17 protein-coding genes, 1 tRNA gene and 1 pseudogene are annotated in these 18,536 nt (G+C 54.5%); 5 read left to right on the plus strand and 14 right to left on the minus strand.

From position 1 onward, the window contains the following. Positions 1–13 precede the first annotated feature (13 nt). Positions 14–472 carry a co-chaperone YbbN gene (locus RHK62_RS11005; protein WP_225901551.1) on the minus strand — a complete coding sequence of 153 codons (459 nt, stop codon included), beginning with the start codon at positions 470–472 and terminating at the stop codon, positions 14–16. 32 nt (positions 473–504) lie between these two features. On the opposite strand from RHK62_RS11005, the gene RHK62_RS11010 reads away from it, so the two are divergent. Further along, positions 505–1,293, plus strand: a complete 789-nt coding sequence (locus tag RHK62_RS11010; RefSeq protein WP_206199938.1) for a hypothetical protein — start codon at positions 505–507, stop codon at positions 1,291–1,293. 74 nt (positions 1,294–1,367) lie between these two features. Next, positions 1,368–2,426, plus strand: a complete 1,059-nt coding sequence (gene recA / locus RHK62_RS11015; RefSeq protein ID WP_206199939.1) for a recombinase RecA — start codon at positions 1,368–1,370, stop codon at positions 2,424–2,426. Here the strand turns inward: recA and RHK62_RS11020 are convergent. Both RHK62_RS11020 and RHK62_RS11025 read right to left on the minus strand, forming a co-directional pair. Further along, positions 2,393–2,932, minus strand: coding sequence for an N-acetyltransferase (locus tag RHK62_RS11020; protein WP_302678149.1), 540 nt, complete (start codon positions 2,930–2,932; stop codon positions 2,393–2,395). The two genes, recA and RHK62_RS11020, sit on opposite strands and share 34 nt — an antisense overlap. Position 2,933: 1 nt before the next feature. Further along, positions 2,934–3,800 (minus strand): tetratricopeptide repeat protein, encoded by an 867-nt coding sequence (locus RHK62_RS11025; protein ID WP_302676020.1) that lies wholly within the window; start codon positions 3,798–3,800, stop codon positions 2,934–2,936. A gap of 226 nt (positions 3,801–4,026) precedes the next feature. On the opposite strand from RHK62_RS11025, the gene RHK62_RS11030 reads away from it, so the two are divergent. After that, positions 4,027–4,296 carry a CD225/dispanin family protein gene (locus tag RHK62_RS11030; RefSeq protein ID WP_149818861.1) on the plus strand — a complete coding sequence of 90 codons (270 nt, stop codon included), beginning with the start codon at positions 4,027–4,029 and terminating at the stop codon, positions 4,294–4,296. On the opposite strand, the gene nagA is transcribed toward RHK62_RS11030, so the two are convergent. The 9 genes and pseudogenes from nagA to RHK62_RS11075 all read right to left on the minus strand — a co-directional run bounded on the left by nagA (position 4,267) and on the right by RHK62_RS11075 (position 13,442). Then, a complete protein-coding gene (gene nagA / locus RHK62_RS11035) occupies positions 4,267–5,415 on the minus strand; it encodes an N-acetylglucosamine-6-phosphate deacetylase (protein ID WP_310453716.1) in 1,149 nt (382 codons plus the stop codon). The two genes, RHK62_RS11030 and nagA, sit on opposite strands and share 30 nt — an antisense overlap. Then, positions 5,412–5,645: a ferredoxin family protein gene (locus RHK62_RS11040; protein ID WP_310453717.1), complete on the minus strand. Its 234-nt coding sequence runs from the start codon at positions 5,643–5,645 to the stop codon at positions 5,412–5,414. Before RHK62_RS11040 ends, nagA begins: the two co-directional genes overlap by 4 nt. A 50-nt stretch (positions 5,646–5,695) precedes the next feature. Continuing rightward, a complete protein-coding gene (locus RHK62_RS11045; protein ID WP_302678151.1) occupies positions 5,696–7,327 on the minus strand; it encodes a helicase HerA domain-containing protein in 1,632 nt (543 codons plus the stop codon). A 3-nt stretch (positions 7,328–7,330) separates the two neighbouring features. Further along, the gene (locus RHK62_RS11050; RefSeq protein ID WP_310453718.1) at positions 7,331–8,578 is read right to left on the minus strand and encodes a D-alanyl-D-alanine carboxypeptidase; all 1,248 of its coding nucleotides are present in this window, start codon (positions 8,576–8,578) and stop codon (positions 7,331–7,333) included. 7 nt (positions 8,579–8,585) lie between these two features. After that, positions 8,586–8,792 carry a DUF2839 domain-containing protein gene (locus RHK62_RS11055; RefSeq protein WP_206199944.1) on the minus strand — a complete coding sequence of 69 codons (207 nt, stop codon included), beginning with the start codon at positions 8,790–8,792 and terminating at the stop codon, positions 8,586–8,588. Positions 8,793–8,851: 59 nt separating this feature from the next. Then, positions 8,852–9,367: pseudogene (gene cysC / locus RHK62_RS11060) on the minus strand (adenylyl-sulfate kinase); the annotation flags it as partial. A gap of 77 nt (positions 9,368–9,444) precedes the next feature. Next, on the minus strand, positions 9,445–12,012 hold the full coding sequence (leuS, locus tag RHK62_RS11065; protein WP_310453719.1) for a leucine--tRNA ligase: 2,568 nt from the start codon (positions 12,010–12,012) through the stop codon (positions 9,445–9,447). A 73-nt stretch (positions 12,013–12,085) separates the two neighbouring features. Beyond that, positions 12,086–12,784, minus strand: a complete 699-nt coding sequence (locus RHK62_RS11070) for a response regulator transcription factor (protein ID WP_206199946.1) — start codon at positions 12,782–12,784, stop codon at positions 12,086–12,088. A gap of 52 nt (positions 12,785–12,836) precedes the next feature. Continuing rightward, positions 12,837–13,442, minus strand: coding sequence for a hypothetical protein (locus RHK62_RS11075; RefSeq protein WP_310453720.1), 606 nt, complete (start codon positions 13,440–13,442; stop codon positions 12,837–12,839). Positions 13,443–13,637: 195 nt separating this feature from the next. Between RHK62_RS11075 and RHK62_RS11080 the strand changes: the two genes are divergently transcribed. Both RHK62_RS11080 and RHK62_RS11085 read left to right on the plus strand, forming a co-directional pair. Beyond that, a tRNA-Met gene (locus RHK62_RS11080) sits at positions 13,638–13,711 on the plus strand. 69 nt (positions 13,712–13,780) lie between these two features. Beyond that, a complete protein-coding gene (locus RHK62_RS11085; RefSeq protein WP_310453721.1) occupies positions 13,781–14,488 on the plus strand; it encodes a fimbria/pilus periplasmic chaperone in 708 nt (235 codons plus the stop codon). On the opposite strand, the gene RHK62_RS11090 is transcribed toward RHK62_RS11085, so the two are convergent. Further along, positions 14,485–16,968 (minus strand): O-antigen ligase family protein, encoded by a 2,484-nt coding sequence (locus RHK62_RS11090; RefSeq protein ID WP_310453722.1) that lies wholly within the window; start codon positions 16,966–16,968, stop codon positions 14,485–14,487. The genes RHK62_RS11085 and RHK62_RS11090 overlap by 4 nt on opposite strands. A 71-nt stretch (positions 16,969–17,039) precedes the next feature. Next, positions 17,040–18,272: an LL-diaminopimelate aminotransferase gene (locus tag RHK62_RS11095; RefSeq protein WP_310453723.1), complete on the minus strand. Its 1,233-nt coding sequence runs from the start codon at positions 18,270–18,272 to the stop codon at positions 17,040–17,042. Positions 18,273–18,536 lie beyond the last annotated feature (264 nt).

Here is an 18,536-nt window from a genome sequence, read left to right on the forward strand (position 1 = left end):
GCAACTTCGGGTCTTAGGAGCGGTGGGACTCAGCAGGCAAGAGGCTAGGAAAGGAGTGGGCAAGCAGTTGCTGCAAGGCTTGACGAAAGTCCCCCTTGACAAGAGCAGGATCAAACCGCTGCACCAATTCGCCGCGCTCAAAAAAAAGAAGGGTTGGCAGGCTCGTCAGTTGAAAGTGACGACTGAGGGCAAAGTTTTCATCGGCATTGATCCGAAGAATTTGCAACCGGTGCGGCAGCGACTGCTCCAGTTGATCCAGCAGGGGATCAATGAGGCGGCAGAGGCCACACCAAGGAGCCCAAAAATGCACGATCACAGGCACAGGGGCACTGCGAATTTGCCGCTGGAATCCTTCAATATTAAATTGCTGAATGCCCTTCACGTTGTTATCTCGGTTTGTCTTGGGATCATGGTAGCAGTCAGCGGCGGTTTTGCAGCAGCGATTTGCGGCGATCTGATGCCGTAGGATCAAAAATAGCTCATACGATCGATTGGCGCTCCCAAATGACCCCCAAGCCCACCCTTTGGCAAAAACTTTTCCCCCTGCTGTTACGGGAAGCGATCGCCATGCTACAGGGGATCAATAACCTGCTTAGCAAGGCCACAGAGCAACTCAAGGGGGTGGCCACACAACGGGCGATCGCCCCAGAGCAGTTGACTCCGGAACGTTCATGGGTCAGTCGAGGGGCAGCCCTATGGTGGCAGGGAATGGGCTGGGTGCAGCAACGGCTGCCGAGTCATCTCCAGGAGCGTTATAACCGCGCTACTCTAACTGGGATCGCGATCGCCCTACTTCTCATTTTGCTCTGGTTGAATCCCCTGAGTTGGTTTCAATCTCCCCCTCGGCCAACGGTGAAAGCAACCCAGCGTCCCCAACCCAGTGTCCTTGTGCAACCCCGCCCGGCACCCACACCAGTGGCGGCAACACCCGCCCCAATACCCCAGCCGACACCGACACCCACTCCGTCACTAGGGGCGATCGCTCCTTCCACTTTCGTCAGTGACAGCCTCACCGTCCGCCAACAATTGCTGGCCCTTTGCGATCGCTACAGCAACGCTCTTGATCCCACCCTCACCCTCACCCCCAGCGAACAGCGCTTGGAATTGATGCTGGCCAACAGTTGGTATGATCTCAGTCCTACAAAGCAGGATCAACTAGCCCAGAACCTTTGGCAAACTGCCCATGACTTGGGGTATCAGACCGTGATTGTGGTGGATACCGAAGGTCACCTGCTTGTCCGCGATCCGGTGGTGGGTGATAATGCCATCGTTGTGCGTCGCAAGCTGATCTAACTCACCCTCGCAGCTTAAGCCATCAATTTCGCCAATCCGCTAACCTAGAAAAGTGCCAACTTCTTCAGCTTGCTATGAGTGACACCACCCTTTCCCCCGAAAAGCGCAAAGCCCTTGAGCTTGCCGTCTCCCAAATCGAACGCAACTTTGGTAAGGGCAGCATCATGCGCCTTGGGGATGCCACCCGCATGAAAGTGGAAACCATCTCTAGCGGGGCACTCACCCTTGACCTTGCTTTGGGGGGTGGACTGCCGAAGGGGCGGATCATTGAAATTTATGGCCCTGAAAGTTCGGGGAAAACTACCTTGGCGCTCCATGCCGTAGCTGAAGTCCAAAAAGCCGGTGGCGTGGCTGCCTTTGTCGATGCTGAACATGCTCTTGATCCCACCTATGCGGCTGCCCTCGGCGTGGACATTGAAAACCTACTGGTTGCCCAGCCAGACACTGGCGAAGTGGGTCTAGAAATTGTTGATCAACTGGTGCGCTCGACAGCCGTAGATATTGTGGTGGTGGACTCCGTTGCTGCCTTGGTGCCCCGCGCTGAACTAGAAGGGGAAATGGGCGACAGCCATGTGGGGCTGCAAGCGCGCCTCATGAGCCAAGGCCTGCGCAAAATTACCGGCAATATTGGCAAAACGGGCTGCACCGTGATTTTTTTGAACCAATTGCGGCAAAAAATTGGTATTACCTACGGTAACCCAGAAACGACAACGGGGGGAACAGCACTTAAGTTCTACGCCTCAGTGCGTTTGGATATTCGGCGGGTGCAAACCCTGAAGAAGGGAACGGAGGAATTTGGGATTCGCGCCAAAGTTAAGGTGGCCAAAAACAAGGTGGCACCGCCCTTTCGCATTGCCGAGTTTGACATTATTTTTGGTAAGGGTATTTCCAATCTTGGCTGCATTCTTGATATGGCCGAGGAAACCGGTGTGATTAGCCGCAAAGGGGCTTGGTATTCCTACAACGGCGAAAATTTGGCCCAAGGCCGCGACAACACGATTAAATACATGGAGGAGAACCCCAGCTTTGCCCAAGAGGTCGAACAGCAGGTGCGGCAAAAGCTAGACCAAGGGGCAGTTGTCTCCGCCAATACGGTGACTCATACCCACGATGACATGGGTGACGGAGAATAGGGGCGATCGCCCGCAAGGGACTTCCGTAGGAGCAATTTCCGCTCTCCCCAAAAGGTGAAGCCTTCCTCAACCACTGCAAAGCCACAGCGGGCATATAACTGCTGTGCTGCTTGATTGTGAGCAAGGACGTGCAGATAGAGATCGCAATAGGTAGAGCAAAGGCTGCCCTCAACAGTGTGCAACAAGCGACGGCCAATGCCACGCCGCCGGTAGTCCGGATGCACCGCCAAATTGGACAGGTAAGGTTTGGGTTCACCCTTGATCTCACGGAGCTGCACTTCCACACTCCCCACACATAGAGCAGACGTTCCCATGGATATGACGGCTAGCCAACACTGGTAGTGGGGACGCTCGCGCTGCCAGCGATCGCGCAAATCCTGCTCCATCCCCAACTGGACAAAGCTGCGCCAAAGGGCTTGCCAACCACCACCGGGGTGAAAACTCAAGGCCACTAATTGGGCAATGCTGGCAAGGTCAGTGATCTCTGCCGCACGAATCTCAATCATTCTAGGGCTGAGGAAGGGCAGATTGCTCAGGTTGGAGTTGGCTCATCAGTGCCCGCAGAGGGGGCTTGGCCAATAGGGTTTGCGTATCGGCCACTAGGCGATCGCCCCAGAGGTTTTCCCGCTGGAATTCCACCGTGCCGTAGCGGCTATCGAGACGCAGGGCTTCCGCTGCCAGTTGTAGTGCCCTCGCTTCATTCCCCAGTTGCAGCAGGGCTGTGGCCAAAGCAAGTTTCGGCTCACTGGCTTTGGGGTCAATGTTTGCCGCCTGTTCCCAGTTTTTTGCCGCTTGGCGGATATTGCCTTGTTCATAGAGCACGAGGCCAATGTTGGTATAGGCTGGCCAAAACTGACGATCCAAGCGCAATGAGCGGCGGTATTGCTCGATCGCCCGATCCTTTTGTCCCAGTTTTAGATAGGCGTTGCCAAGGTTGAACCATTCCTCTTTGGCATCGGGTTTCAGTGCCAATCCCTGCTCGATCGCCCGTACTGAGGCTCCATAATGTCCGAGGCGAAAATGGGCAGAGCCTAAGTTGAAATAAGCCCCCGGATTTTTATCATTGAGTTTCAAAGACTGCTCTAGGGCTGGCACTGCATCCTTGGGTTGATTGACCGTGAGGTAGAGTCCCCCCAGCAATGCCCAAATTTCGTGGGCTTGAGGTGCCAACTGCACTGCCAGTTTTGCCCGCACCAACGCCTCTTGAAATTGCTGGAACTGTGCCAGTTGCAGGGCTTCTTGCGCCACAATAAAACCATTTTGCTCCATCTCCTTGGCATTGAGTTCAAGGGTGCGCGGTAACACCACTTGTGCCGTTGCCAGACTGCCACTCAGGAGAACAAGACCCAGACTCAGGGTTAAACGGGCAAGCATTTTAGGCACGATCAATTTCCGTGTTGCAAGCTAAGTGAATTCCTCTTTAGTTTGCCATACCCTACCGACGTTTGCGGTGACTGAGGGCGACTCTTGACAAAAGTGGAAGGGAGATGATTGCCTTTAGAGAAAAAATAGGCTAGCCTGTCCTTATTCAAAGATCGCTAATCAATTGCTGTCAATTTTTTAAACCCTATTCAAACCTGATTTTTAAGGAAATTTAACAATGAACCCTTCAAATGAAAACATTCCTAACTACATGGTTCCAGCGATTCTGTCCACGATTTGCTGCTGTTTGCCTTTCGGTATTGTCGCTATTATTTTTGCTGCCCAAGTCAATTCAAGGTTAGCAGTAGGCGATCGCGCCGGGGCGTTGGAGGCCTCAAACAAGGCCAAGCTATTTACTTGGATTTCGGTGATTGCGGGATTGCTCGGTGGTGCCCTTTATGCGGTACTCATGGTGCTCTCAATCATGGCTGAGCAAGGGGGGATGTAGCTCGCTGGCCAGTCGTTCATAGTGGTGGGGCGATCGCCAGCGCAGAAGATGGGTCACCGGCTGCTGTAGGAGTTCTGTCGTCAAACCGATGGCGCGGCGAGGATTCACCGTTGCGAGGGTCAACGCTGCTTCAAAATCGCAAACTCCCCAATCCACTAGGCGTCCCACCATTGCCAACAGCGGCACAGTGGTGCCACAGAGGGTGCCATCAGCCAGTCGTGCCGTCCCATTTTTCACTGCAATCTGCCGCTGATCCCAAGGATAGACCCCATCGCCTAACCCCAGCGGAGCAAGGGCATCACTCACCAAAAACAGGCGATCGCCTGCGCACTGCCACAATACCTTCAGCATTTGTGGATGAACATGCACCCCATCACCAATCACGCCGCACCAGACCCGCTGATCTGTCAAGGCTGCTGCTAACAGTCCCGGCTCGCGATGATGTAGAGGGGGCATGGCATTAAAGGCATGGGTGATCATTGTGGCACCGGCATCAAAAGCCGCCTGCGCTTCCTCCACGGTGGCCAAAGAGTGACCTAAACTCACGGTAATTCCCAACTGCCGCACATAGGGCAGCGCTTCACCATTGGTATCTAACTCTGGAGCAAGGGTGAGAATCTGAACGGTGTCACTGAACTCCCCTAAAACTGTTTGCACCCTTTCTAGGCTCAAGGGCTGAAGATGGGACTGAGGATGAGCACCGCGCTTCTGGGGATTGAGGAAAGGCCCCTCCAAATGCACACCTAAAATTTTGGCTTCAGGCTCTTGCGCATTGGGCACGTATTCGTGGATCACCCTCAAGGCAGTGTGAATTTCCGCTAGGGGAGCAGTCACAATCGTCGGGGCGTAGGCATCAATCCCCTCTTGCCAAAGATAGCGGCCAATTTTTGGCAGTGGTTCGGTGGTCTTTAACCAAGGAAAGGGAATGCCCAAGGCACCGTTAATTTGCAGATCGACGCCCCCAAGGGAGAGATAATCGCCGCCGAAGTCCAGCACCTCAGAGCCATCGGGGGGAATCAGGTCAGTGCCGATCGCCGTCACTTTGCCATTCGTAAGTTGTACTTGTTGCCAGCGATCGCTCCCCAAAAGCCGCACGCGATCGAGCCAATAAACACTCATGGGCTGGTGGGGGTTAATTGCAGATCAGGGCGTTCTTCAGGCACAATTGCCCCCTCCACGGGACATACCTGCAAACAAATGCCACAGTCAATACAGGTGGCAAAATCAATCCAGAACCAATCGGTGCCCTTGGCATTTTTCCCCGGTCCCGGATGAATACAGGCCACCGGACACGCCTCAACGCAATCGGCAACCCCTTCGCAGGTATTCGTGACAATGGTGTGCGCCACAGCGTTTTCCTCACTGAGAGTTGATTCAGGATCAATTCTAAAGCTCTAGGCTAGATCCCCAGATCTGACTTCGCCGCTTGAGCCGCCTCCAATAACATGGGTGTAGGGAGTTCCTCCCAATCGCGATCGCCGATCTCGGCATAGAAGGTTTCGTCATAGCTGCGGGTTTGGATCACCACAGGCATCGGCACCGCATGACCCAGCACAAGCGCCTGTTGTTTAGAATCCAGCTTGGCCAACACCGATCGCAACTGCTGCGAACCCGCCACCCCAGTGAAAATGGCCTCAATGTCCTTTTCATCGTTAAGGAGTGCGGTGATGCGGGTGCCAATTTGCGACATGATCTCGCTATCAATGCCCGAAGGCCGTTGATCAACAACGAGGAGCGTGACAAAGTACTTGCGCATTTCGCGGGCGATCGTCCCAAAAATCGTTTGCTTCACCGTCGCTGCATTCAAGAAGCGGTGAGCCTCCTCAATCGTGATCACCAGTTGACGCGGGCGATCGCTGGGATTCTTGGTTTGCAAAAAAATCTCCGACTGCTGCACATAGGCTTGGTGGATGCGGCGGGCAATAATATTCGTCGCCAGCATATAGGAGAGCATATTGGCTTGGGAGCCAAACTCAATCACCACATGTTGACCCGCCGCAAGAGTGTCCAAAATCTGACCAATGTAGTTCTTGGTACAGGTATTCCGCAGGTACTTCAGTTGCTCTAGCCGTGTCAGTTTGCGTTGCAGCGCCATGATCGAGGCTTTGCTGCCCATCTTCGTTTCGCAAAACTCCTGAATCTCCTGATTTGTCATCACCAAAAGGCGACTAATCCAACCCTTGCCAAACTCATTGCGCAGAATAATGGCATTTTCGAGGCTGGCTTCTGAAAGGTTAAGTTCCCCCTGCACCAGCGCCAGATCCTCCACCTCAATTTGATCAAAGCCAATGTAGAGTTCTTGGGCATCGCGCACCCCCCGCCGTTGCGTGGATTCGGGATCAAGGGTATAGATCTTCACCTGCTGTGGAAACAGTTGCCGCAATCCCTTAACGGTGCTGACTGACTTGCCTTCACGGGTGGCTTCCCAGCCATACTCCGAGTGCATATCAAAAATCAAGTTCACTGCCGCCTGTTTGCGGATAATCCCCGACAGCAACAGCCGCGTTAGGAAGGATTTGCCCGTCCCCGACTTGCCAAAGATGCCGTTGCTGCGCTCGACAAAGCGATCCAAGTCCAAACAGATGGGGACTGCCATATCTAAGGGAGTGCCAATGGCAAAGTTGCGCCGCTGCGGATCGTCTTCCCAGCCAAACACGGCGCGAAACTCCCGTTCACTGGCCTCATAGACAGGACTGAAATGGGCAGGGATCGTTTTTACGGGCAGTAAATCCTGCTCATCGTTGAGGATCATCAACATCGGTGCCACACTTAGCGTCGCAAACGTGCCCGTACCCGCCAGTACCTCCTGCAAAAAGGTATCCTCAAGGGCGGGGGGATTGAGCAGAATGCGGGGATTGGCCGTACCAAGCACGACATCCGTCAGCAGACAAAAGAAGCGCGATCGCTGGCCTTGGATCACTAAAAATTGGCCGACCCGCAGTTCTTCTACAGAGACGTTGCCACACAGTCGTACCTCTAAGCCCTGACTGAGGGAACCTTGGACGACAATTCCCAGTTGTTGAGCCGTCATTGCCTATTGAGCCGTCACGAGTTGGATGCGTTGCGGGTCGCCAAACCGCGGAGCAGGGGCTTGGCGGTGAAATTCAGCACCCAGTCTTGGCGTCGCTTGTAGCGTTTGACTCAAGTGCTGCACATAGCGATCCTGTGCCCGCCGAAACCCTTCTAGGTTGTCTCCGCCATTGAGAAGCGCAAAGCAGACGGTGCCGTATTTTGCTGTGGGTAAGACGCCAACCAACGCACTCACATTCCAAAGGGAACCGGTTTTCACCAGTGTGGCGGTGGGTAACTGACGATACTCAACGGTGCCGCGATCGCGCCCCGCCATGGGTAGCACATCCGCCAAACTGTGGTTTTTCTGAGTGAGCATCTCCTGAAGCGCCAAAAGCATCCCACACGCCGCCCGGGGAGAAATGCGATTCTCCTCCCCCAGACCTGAGCCGTTGATCAGTTGAATTTCACTGGGGGGTACATTGGCTTTACGGGCGGCCACTTGAGCTACGGTTGCAGCACCCCCTGCCATTTCTGCTAGGGTTTCCGCAATCTCATTATTACTGTAGATATTCATTTGCCGCACAATTTCCCCCAAGGGGAGTGAGCGATGCTCGAGGCGCAGGGTAACACTCGCAGGGATCGTGCTTTGGAAGCGTGTTTCACCCGTCATACTTACTTGGGGGCGGGGTTGTCCCTTCAGGTGCTGTTCATAGGCCGTTTGAATTTCAGGCGTCCAGCGGCGGTGATCTAGGGCGAGTTTGAATAGCGCTGCGGCGGTCTGGGGTTCAGGGTAAAAGTTCATTACAAAAGGGGGAACGATGACTAAATTCCCCTGCACTTGACGAATGCCCAAGCGATTGAGGGCATTACCGATGGCGATCGCCTCCTCCCAGACAAAGAGGGGATCATTGCCGCCAATCAAGACCAAGTCCCCCCTGAGAACACCATTTTGCAGCGTGCCTGTGGTGCCGATGCGAGTCAGAAACTGATAGTCAAAGGGGTATTTATCCAGCACAGCAAGGCTCGTGGCAATTTTAGTGACCGATGCAGCCGCAAGGGGGCGATCGCCTTGGTGGTTCACGAGTAACTGCTGAGCACTTTGAACCCAGATGCCCTGTTGACTGGGCAAGAAGCCTTCCTGAGCCAAGGTTTGCAGGTAGCGATCGCGATACTGATACAGTGCCACCTCAGAGGGAAAGATGACTGCCTTTAATGCCTCAATGCGCGGCTGTCCCCAGTACCATGCCAATGCTGCCAACAAATCTAGCATACCCGTTCTAATTTGCTGTCAATTGCCACCATCCCAAACTGGGGCCAATAAAGCGAACCGTTAACCAAATCACCACCAGCAGGCCAATCCCTACCCACGTGCCCCGCGTTACCCACTTCTGGATTAGCAGCAGTTGCTCTTTCTGGAGCCAGCCCTTCTTTTGTTGACCGTAGGCCTCACCAAGGGTTTCCTTGCGCCGTTTTGCCTCACCCATACTCGCTGCTCGAACGGTTACAATCTCTATCCTAGATACTTTTGCGGGGCAATGACCCTCTAGGACTCAACGATTGGGCACACCACACCAAACTTCGCCAGCTTTTGCAACACCTTAGCCGCACTCTCCTCAATCGTCTCCAAATCCGTGCGGCATTCCACCTCTGGATTCAAGGGTAGCTCATAGGGGTCATCAATCCCCGTAAAATTGCGAATCTCCCCTGCCCGCGCCCGTTTATAGAGTCCCTTTACATCCCGCTGCTCACACACTGCCAAGGGGGCATTCACATAAACCTCAACAAAGCGGCCAATTTTATGCCGCACCTCATCCCGAATCTCGCGATAGGGCGAAATTGCCGAGACAATCACGATCACCCCGTGGCGAGTCAGCAGTTGAGCCACAAAGCCAATGCGGCGGATATTTTCATCCCGATCCTCTTTAGAAAACCCCAGCCCCTTTGTCAAATGCTGGCGGACAATATCGCCATCGAGAAGTTCAACAGCATGGCCAGCCGCCTGAAGCTGCTTGTGGACATAGTGAGCCAGCCTTGTTTTACCAGCCCCAGAGAGACCAGTAAACTAGAGAGTTAAGCCTTCGGAGTGGGTCATAGGAGGTCAATACAGTTAAGTGGACTGCGGCAACCAGTGAGGGTCTAGGGGGCTAAGACAAAGTTCACTAACTTGCCGGGAACGACAATCACTTTTTTGATCGTTTTGCCCGCTAGGTAGCGTTGGCCAATCTCCGACTGCTTGGCGGCTTCCTCCAGTTCCACTTGACTAGCTGTGGCAGGCACTTGAATCGCGCCACGGGTTTTGCCCATGACCTGAATGACAAGGGTGATTTCATCGGCAACGAGGGCAGTGGGGTCTGCTTTTGGCCAAGGCTGGCGGTGGATGGAGTCGGTGCCGCCCAGTTGGTGCCAGAGTTCTTCGCTGATGTGGGGGGCAAAGGGGGCGAGTAGGGTGAGTAGGGTTTGGATGCCTTCGCTATAGACCCCCGAAGTGTGGCAGTCGGCACTGCCAAGGGCATTACTGAGTTTCATTAGTTCGGCAACAGCGGTATTGAGTTGATAGTCGCCTTCCAGATCGTCGCTAATTTCTTTGATGGCAGTGTGAATGGCACGGCGCAGCTCTTTTTCCGCTTTAGTCAGGGTAGTAGGTAAGGGTTGGCCAAGCTGACCGCCATTGGCTTTGAAGGTTTGCACGAGGCGCCAAACGCGGTTGAGAAAGCGAAATTGGCCTTCGACATCGGCATCGTCCCACTCGAGGTCTTTTTCGGGGGGCGCCTTGAAAAGGATGAACATGCGGGCAGTATCCGCCCCGTACTTCTGAATCACATCGCCGGGGGCAACGCCGTTGTACTTAGATTTGGACATTTTTTCATAGACCACCTCTAGGGGCTCCCCTGTGTCCGGGTCGGTGGGTTGGCTGAGATCGGCGATGCGGCTAGGAATGATGTACTTGCCCGTGCGCGGATTTTTGTAGGTGCGCCCTTGAACCATGCCTTGGGTGAGTAGGCGTTGGAAGGGTTCACTGACATGGACAAGCTGGCGATCGCGCAAAACTTTGGTGAAAAAGCGCGAGTAGAGCAAATGGAGAATGGCGTGCTCAATCCCCCCTACATACTGATCCACGGGTAACCAGTCCTTGATGGCCGCTGGGTCAAAGGGGGCTTCACTGTTGCGCGCATCGGCGTAGCGGAAGTAGTACCAAGAGGAGTCAATAAAGGTATCCATTGTGTCCGTTTCCCGCTGGGCAGGGGTACCACATTTCGGGCAGGGAACATCGCGCCACGCCGCAAGTTTGGCCAAGGGAGAAGGGCCACGACCGCTAAACTCCACCTCTTCTGGCAGCAGCACAGGTAACTCTGACCGCGGCACCGGCACCGCCCCACACTGCGGACAGTGAATGATCGGAATGGGCACACCCCAGTAGCGTTGGCGAGAAATGAGCCAATCCCGCAGCCGATACTGCACTTGTTCGCGTCCCCAACCTTGGGTAGCAGCATACTCGGTAATCGCTGCTTTGGCGGCGGTGGAGTCCATGCCATCAAATGGACCACTGTTGATCAATCTCCCCGGCTCCGTATAGGCGGCCTTGAGGCGGGCACTGGCTTTGCCGTCTGGGGGAATAATCACTTGGCGAATGGGGAGCTTGTGGGCTTTGGCAAACTGAAAATCGCGCTCATCGTGGGCAGGTACGCCCATCACGGCACCGGTACCGTATTCGTAGAGGACATAATCGGCAATCCAAATGGGGATTTCTTCACCGGTAAAGGGATTGACGGCTTTGCCACCGGTGGCCACACCGCGTTTGGGGCGATCGCCCGCTGTGCGTTCCAGTTCACTTTCCTGTTGGACACTAGCAATAAAGGCTTCGACGGTTTTGCGGCGGCGGCTAGTGGTGACTTTCGGTGTCAGGGGATGTTCGGGCGCCAGCACCACGTAGGTCACCCCATAGACGGTATCGGGACGGGTGGTAAAAACGGCAATTTTCTCATGACTGCCAACAATTGGGAATTCCAGATAGGCACCCGTGGACTTGCCGATCCAGTTGGCCTGCATCAATTTCACCCGCTCTGGCCAGCCCGTCAGTTGTTCCAAGTCATTCAACAGTTCCTCGGCATAGGCGGTAATTTTCAGGAACCATTGCTTAAGCAGTCGCCGTTCCACTAAGGCGCCCGATCGCCACGATCGCCCTTCGCTATCCACCTGCTCATTGGCCAAAACTGTTTGATCCACGGGATCCCAGTTCACCGCTGCTTCCTTCTGGTAGGCCAAACCCGCCTCAAAGAATTCCAAGAAGAGCCATTGCGTCCAGCGGTAGTAGTCGGGGTGACAGGTGGCTACTTCCCGTTCCCAATCGTAGGACAGGCCAAGGCGTTGCAGTTCTTGGCGCATTTGGGCAATGTTTTGCTGTGTCCAGACGCGAGGATGAATCCCCCGTTCAATGGCGGCATTTTCTGCCGGCAGGCCAAAGGCATCCCAGCCCATCGGGTGGAGAACGCGATAGCCCTGCATCCGCCGACAGCGGGCAATGACATCGGTAATCGTATAGTTGCGGACGTGCCCCATATGCAGATTCCCGGAGGGGTAGGGAAACATCGAGAGGGCATAGAATTTCGGCTTTTGCGGATCGGTGTTGGTGCGATCGATCTGGCGGGCAGCCCATTCCCGTTGCCACTTGGCCTCAATCACTTGGGGGTCGTAGCGATCGTCCACAACAGTTTTCCCAAAAGAACAGCTTATCTATTGTATCTGGCACGTTCCTCTCCAAGATACGGCAACAGTGGTCTTAGCTTGCCGGTGCCGCAACGGGGCGTAGCCGATAGCCTTGACCATAGACCGTTTGAATTAGGGAGGGTTCGTCGGCATGCTCAATTTTGCGCCGTAGCAGTCGAATCTGGGCGGCCAATAGGTTGCGATTGACACAGGTCTGATCCGGCCACAGTTGACTAGCAATCAATTCATGGCTGAGAAGTTCTGTTGGGTGCTTGAGGAAAAGAGCTAGGAGCGCTGTTTCCTTCTCAGAGAGGGAGATACACTGTGTTCCTCGGTAGAGCAAGCGACCTTCGACATCGAGCCGCAGATCCTGCCAGCAAAGAATCGGTGCCGTACACCCCATCGTGTGGCGCCGTCGCAGCAGTGCTCGTACCCGTGCCAGCAATTCCCGCAGTTCAAAGGGTTTAACCAAGTAATCATCAGCACCGGCATCCAGACCCCGCACCCTGTCATCCACCGTATCTCGAGCAGTGAGAAAGAGAACGGGAGTCTCATCACCGGCTTGGCGCAATCGTTGACAAAGTTCTAGCCCCGTAGGCGGTGGCACCATCCAATCCAAAATTAAGAGGTGGTAGGGGCGCTGCGTTTGCCAGTAGGTTTGAGCCGTTTCACCATCGTAGGCCACGTCAACGTGGTAGCCCTCTTGGCGCAGGATGTGACCCAAGGGGTCGGCGAGTTCCGTTTCATCCTCTAGCAGCAGAATGTGCTCCACAACATCAATTGATGGCCGATGGACACCAAAATTTTAGCGAAATCCTCTTGAGTTAGGCGGCTGCTTGTAGCAACTGAGGCGGCACTGGAATTCCCGCTGCGATCGCCTCCGCTGGCAGTGTGGGTACAAGGCGATAACAGTAGAGAAGAAATTGCTCTAACCATGTTTGTAGCAGGTCTTGCTGCTTCTCATTGAGGTAGCGATCGGGAGCAGGTACTTGCTCAGTGTAAAAGGTCTCAACCCGAATCGTGCGCAGCCAAGGATGAGTCGGGCGGGTAATCAACCAGTAGTTACGCACAAGGGCACAACCGAGGTGATTCTGCACGATCTGGCTTGCCTTCCTAAACCATGGCAGATAGTTTTGCAGCGTCTGTACCACTGGTGGCGTAAACAAGGGGCGTACTGCGGATGTCACACCAAGCAGGTTCAGGATTTCACCCTCTAGTGCCAAGAGGTAGGCCAAATTGATAGGGAGAGACGCCTTAGCCCGATCGTAGGATACCAGTAGTGTTTCTAGGGTGGCACGGCTCGCTTCTGGGAGTCCTTCAATCAACAGGAGAAGCTGATTTTCAGTTCGCAGGGGACTGGCAGAGAGGGCTGAGCCTTGGCGCTGATAAATTTCCCTCAGAGTATCGAGGAGAAGAGGCGGTAGCAGCATTGCTCAAGGAGTTAGTCTAAAAAGACCTAGGTAATCTTAATACTTTCTTTATATGTGTTTGTCGGGATGATGGAAGTAAGGGTTGCTACAGTTGACCCAGAAAAAAACTTAGGGTATTGATAGAATTTTATAAATCTTCTAGCGATCGCTTGCCAATCCTCTAGGGAATACGCTATCTTAGACAAGCTAGAGCAACGCGGGGTAGAGCAGTCTGGTAGCTCGTCGGGCTCATAACCCGAAGGTCCATGGTTCAAATCCATGCCCCGCCATTCATGATGTTTAATCGATTCTGGCGCTTCTTAGCTCCTTTAATTCCTCTCCCTAGCTTGATTCTTGGCATGTCCACAGCGCAGACGGCTCAATATCGCTTGAGTGCGCTGAAGATTGAACTGGCACCCCAAGAACCTTTTACGGTACTGGCGATCGCTAATACGGGCAATGTCCCCCTCGACTTTAAGGTGCGGGTGCAGCAGTGGCAACAGCGGGCAACGGGGGAAGATGAACTCCATCTCTTACCCGCAAATAGCCTAGAGCTAGTCGCCTTTCCCAACCTCCTGCATCTGCCCGTGGGCGGACGGGCTGAAATTCGCCTTGGCCATCGCTTGCCGGCTGCTGATGTCGAGCGGACATATCGGCTTTTAGTTGCAGAAATTCCTCCAGCCCCTCAAGGAATCGGCTCAGAAACGCGCCTCGTAACGGTGCATAGCCTACCCGTATTTATCAAACCAGCGGTTATTCGGCGGCAGGGGCAACTCCTCAATGCCCAAGTGCAGCAGGGAACCCTGCAAATGACTGTCAGTAATCGGGGCAATGTGCATATCGAGGCGGATCAAATCACAGTCAGAGGCTTGGCGGAGAATGGTCAACGGCTCTTTGAGCTGCGCCCGCAACGGGAATATGTTCTTGCAGGGGTGACGCGGCCCTTAATGCCCATGCCTTTGCCCCAAGACCAGTGTGCAGCCGTGCGAACCCTACAGATTGTCTTGGACATTGCTGCCCATCCCCCCACCACCCAAATTGAGCGACCCACGGGGGTTTGCCGTTAGAGCCTTTGGTTAAGAGCAGCAAAAAGCCGCTGGCGATCGCCCTCTAGAGCCTGATCTAGTTCTGGCAAAAAGGTGTTGTCTGGCCACAGCGGCGCGAATAAAGTCACCATTGGCAGACTGTCAATGGCAATGAAAAAGTCCGTAGGTTGGGGGCCATCAATGTGGCGACTATTGACGCCAAAACCGGCACGGGTATAGGTAATCGCCACGGCAGGTGCCGCCGAACGCAACCAATCAAGGGGTGTTGGCTGACCGGCCATGGAGCGCACCATCTGTTCCAGTTGCTCTGGACTTCCCGTCCAAATGGAGGCCAAGAGGTCACGGCGGTTGTTAGGGTCATCCCATGCCTTGAGGACGGTTTGCAGCGTTGCAGGAGCCTTCAATGTTGCCTCTTGGGGGTTGGCCAAGGGTTGCAGCCATGCAGCTAGGGGGTCGGTGTCCCGAGGGAGTTCCCCTTGCCACCAGCGGAGGAGGGTTGACACTTGACGCACATAGGCGCCTGAGGGGCGATCGCTGGCAATGTCCTGCTCAAGCTGACGATAACGCTCCGTGACCGCCGTCAGAACTGGTTGATAAAAGGGTGCGAGGGGAGCAACCCGCCAAGCCGGACTGGTGATGAAGATGGGATGGCGCAGCACCTCAAGGATCAGGGCTTGGGTGGCGAGTTGCGGTTGATTCTTACGAATGAGGGCTAAGCCGAGACCCAGAAAATTGCCCCGTTTAGCCGGTACAAGTTGAGCCGCTTTGGCAAATGTCTGTGCTGCTGCGCCAAAATTAGCATCTCGCCAGTAGAGCCATGCCAAGTTGCTGTAGCCAAACTCTAGGTAGGGAGACAGCTCAATTCCCTTCTCAAAGTTAACCATTGCTGTACGCAAGAGGTTGGTTCGTGCTTCGGGATTGTCTGCCATCATGCCCTGCTGGCCATAGTGCCACCCCCGTTGCAGCGGGTAGTAGGGTTCCCAAGGGGCGAGTTCCTGAGCATGGAAGAGCTTCTCAGTAAAGCGATTCCAGTCGGGAGGGGTTTCCAAGAGGGCTAGAAAACCTTCGCTGCTACTTGCCCAAGCACGGTGAATCGGTGTCAGCCAACCCACCATCACTAGGATGATTCCTAAACCCACGCCCACCAGCGAGAGTGCCCAGCGTACCCGCAACCGTTGAGGAGGAGTTTGCCCTTGGCCTGTGCGAATCAGGGTTGTTAAGAGGGTAAGTTCAATTAGGAAGAGGCCACCAATGCCAACATTGTCCAGTTGAAAATCCGTAAGACTGAGTACGCCGTAGCCCCAAAGCGCAAGGTAGACGGCGATCGCCAGCCGTTGTTCCCGTTGTGTTAAGTTCGGCCACCAGCAACGATAGCGCATTGCCCAATAGACCAGTAGCCCCACCCCCAAGAGCAATACGGCAATACCCCAAAGGCCAAGTTCGGCCCACAGTTGTACGGGGGTACTGTGGAGTTGATAGATCCACTCCGCTTCACGGCCCGCCCAGCCCGGCCGATAGTGCTGATACCACAGGGGCACACTACCTAAGCCATTGCCCCTCAGAGGATGGGCGGCCCCCATCCGCCAGCCAACAATACCGGTAATCCAGCGGTAGGCCAGTTCGCTCCCTTGTCCTCCCTGCCAGAGAGCCACTAAGCTGCGGCGCAGGCGATCGTTGGCCAAAGCGATCACCGCTAAGCCCACCAAAGCCAAAAATCCCCACCAAGAGCGACGCTGGCGGCGATAGTGCCAAACCCAACCCACGCCAAGGGGAATGACCATTGCCAGTAAGCCGAGGCCACCCCCCCGTGAAAATGTTGTATAGAGGGTAACTAGACCCAAAAGCAGCACCGCCATCCAAAACCGGCGCGATCCACTGGCTTCTGCTTCTATGGCCAACAGTCCTACCAAGGGTAATGCCAGCAGCAGGTAGCCCGCCACGTAGTTTTGGTGGCCAAAGGGTGCCCAGTTGCGGAGTTCCAAAGTGTCCACATTGAGGTGGGGCGTTAATCCTTGGGGAGTATCAAAAATTGCCGGGGCGATCGCTGTGCCCAGCCAAAGGCCTAAACTGACAAGAATCACGAGGGCAGTGAGATAGCCTTGAAAGCGCACAATTTGCCAGCGGCGTTCTGGGGTGCGCAACCAAGCCCCGAGGGGATAAAGAACAGCAATACCTCCCAACAGTGCCCAGCCATACCAGCGAGCCTGATGGGGAAAAGTACTCCACGTCCCTGAAATCGCCAATGCCAACAGGAGTAATAGCACTACGCCATCAAAGCCATTTCCCAAGGGCTGCACCCGCCGTTGATAGGCCAACACCTGCAAAAACCAAAGCAGAGGCACCCCCAGCGCGGCTTGCCAGAGTAAGACCCAAGGCCACGCCACCATGAGACTGTGACTATCGGGTAGAAGCGTAAAAAAGGTATAGCCAGCTGCTGTGAACAACCCCAGCAGAATGCCCTCCTGTTTCGCTGCCTGTTCGCCCCAATGTTTTGCCGTCATCGGTGATGCTAAAAGGGTTTAAAGCCGCTCCAACCGCTTTGATGAGCCTTGTCCTGATTCTAGGTGAATTCTTAGGCAAAGGCTGCCACCACCCGATCCATGGCTTCAACCACATTTTCCCGACTATTAAAGGCCGAAAGGCGCAGATAGCCCTCACCCGCTGCCCCAAAACCAGCACCGGGGGTACCCACTACATAGCAAGTGTGCAGCAATTTATCGAAAAAGTCCCAACTGCCAATCCCTTGGGGCGTCTTCAGCCAGACATAGGGAGCATTGACCCCACCATAGACTGCAAAGCCCGCTTGGGTGAGTTTTTCGCGAATGAGACGGGCATTGTCCATATAGAAGGCCACCAGTTCCCGTACTTGGGCTTGACCGGCTTCAGAGTAAACCGCCTCGGCGCCCCGCTGCACAATGTAGGACACACCATTAAACTTCGTGGATTGCCGCCGTTGCCACAGCGCCCAGAGTTCGACGGCCTCGCCACTGGGGGTTTGCCCCTTGAGACCCTTGGGTACTACGGTAAAGGCACAGCGAGTTCCCGTAAATCCGGCATTTTTCGAGAAGGAGCGGAATTCAATGGCACACTCGCGGGCACCGGGAATTTCATAGATGGAGTGGGGAATAGCGGGATCGGTAATAAAAGCTTCGTAGGCGGCATCAAAGAAGATAATTGCTTGGTGGGCACGGGCATAGTCCACCCACGCCTGTAAATGCTCCCGTGTGGCCACCGCACCGGTGGGATTGTTGGGGAAGCAGAGGTAGATTAAGTCCACAGGTTCACTGGGTAGCGTGGCGGTGAAGTGGTTTTCAGCGGTAATCGGCAAATAGACCAGTCCAGTGTACTCCCCGCGTTCATTGGCTTCCCCCGTGTGCCCTGCCATGACATTGGTATCCACATAGACGGGATAAACGGGGTCGGTAACGGCAATGCGGTTGCCGTCGCCAAAAATATCGAGGATATTCCCTGTGTCGCACTTGGAGCCGTCGGAAATAAAAATTTCACTGGCATCAATGTCGCAGCCGCGGGCTTGGAAGTCGTGGGCGGCAATTTTTTCCCGTAGCCAAGGATACCCCTGCTCAGGCCCATAGCCTTTGAAGGTGGCGCGATCGCCCATTTCTTCCACCGCTTGAATCATTGCTTGACGACAGGCTGCCGGCAGCGGTTCGGTGACATCCCCAATGCCGAGACGAATCAGGGGGGCATCGGGATGGGCTTGCAAGAATTGATTGACACGGCGGGCAATTTCCGGAAAGAGATACCCTGCCTTGAGTTTGAGGTAGTTTGCGTTAACAAAGGCCATAGATTAGACTGCAATCAGGGAGATTTGTTAAATTTTAACCTCAAACATTCTAAAGTGATTCTTTAGTTTGGGCAACTCAATATCTTTCAGGATGAGCACCCTAAAGAATACGGGATTATTCACGCTTTCCTCACTCATATTCGCCAGCAATTGCTCTATAAGCCTCTGGAACTGCACAGTAAAGTCACGGCCTGAAAAGCAGTACTTGCAGCAAAAGTGAGTCCTCCATTGGGGCGATCGCTGGTTGGTATAACTAAATTGGGT

The sequence above is a fragment of the Thermosynechococcus sp. HY213 genome (assembly GCF_031460975.1).
Taxonomy (GTDB): domain Bacteria; phylum Cyanobacteriota; class Cyanobacteriia; order Thermosynechococcales; family Thermosynechococcaceae; genus Thermosynechococcus.

Coding starts and splice junctions, on each gene's coding strand:
- RHK62_RS11010 (WP_206199938.1), top strand. CDS start 505: ATGACCCCCAAGCCCACCCTTTGGCAAAAACTTTTCCCCCTGCTGTTA.
- recA (WP_206199939.1), top strand. CDS start 1,368: ATGAGTGACACCACCCTTTCCCCCGAAAAGCGCAAAGCCCTTGAGCTT.
- RHK62_RS11020 (WP_302678149.1), bottom strand. CDS start 2,932: ATGATTGAGATTCGTGCGGCAGAGATCACTGACCTTGCCAGCATTGCC.
- RHK62_RS11025 (WP_302676020.1), bottom strand. CDS start 3,800: ATGCTTGCCCGTTTAACCCTGAGTCTGGGTCTTGTTCTCCTGAGTGGC.
- RHK62_RS11030 (WP_149818861.1), top strand. CDS start 4,027: ATGAACCCTTCAAATGAAAACATTCCTAACTACATGGTTCCAGCGATT.
- nagA (WP_310453716.1), bottom strand. CDS start 5,415: ATGAGTGTTTATTGGCTCGATCGCGTGCGGCTTTTGGGGAGCGATCGC.
- RHK62_RS11045 (WP_302678151.1), bottom strand. CDS start 7,327: ATGACGGCTCAACAACTGGGAATTGTCGTCCAAGGTTCCCTCAGTCAG.
- RHK62_RS11050 (WP_310453718.1), bottom strand. CDS start 8,578: ATGCTAGATTTGTTGGCAGCATTGGCATGGTACTGGGGACAGCCGCGC.
- RHK62_RS11055 (WP_206199944.1), bottom strand. CDS start 8,792: ATGGGTGAGGCAAAACGGCGCAAGGAAACCCTTGGTGAGGCCTACGGT.
- RHK62_RS11075 (WP_310453720.1), bottom strand. CDS start 13,442: ATGCTGCTACCGCCTCTTCTCCTCGATACTCTGAGGGAAATTTATCAG.
- RHK62_RS11085 (WP_310453721.1), top strand. CDS start 13,781: ATGTCCACAGCGCAGACGGCTCAATATCGCTTGAGTGCGCTGAAGATT.
- RHK62_RS11090 (WP_310453722.1), bottom strand. CDS start 16,968: ATGACGGCAAAACATTGGGGCGAACAGGCAGCGAAACAGGAGGGCATT.
- RHK62_RS11095 (WP_310453723.1), bottom strand. CDS start 18,272: ATGGCCTTTGTTAACGCAAACTACCTCAAACTCAAGGCAGGGTATCTC.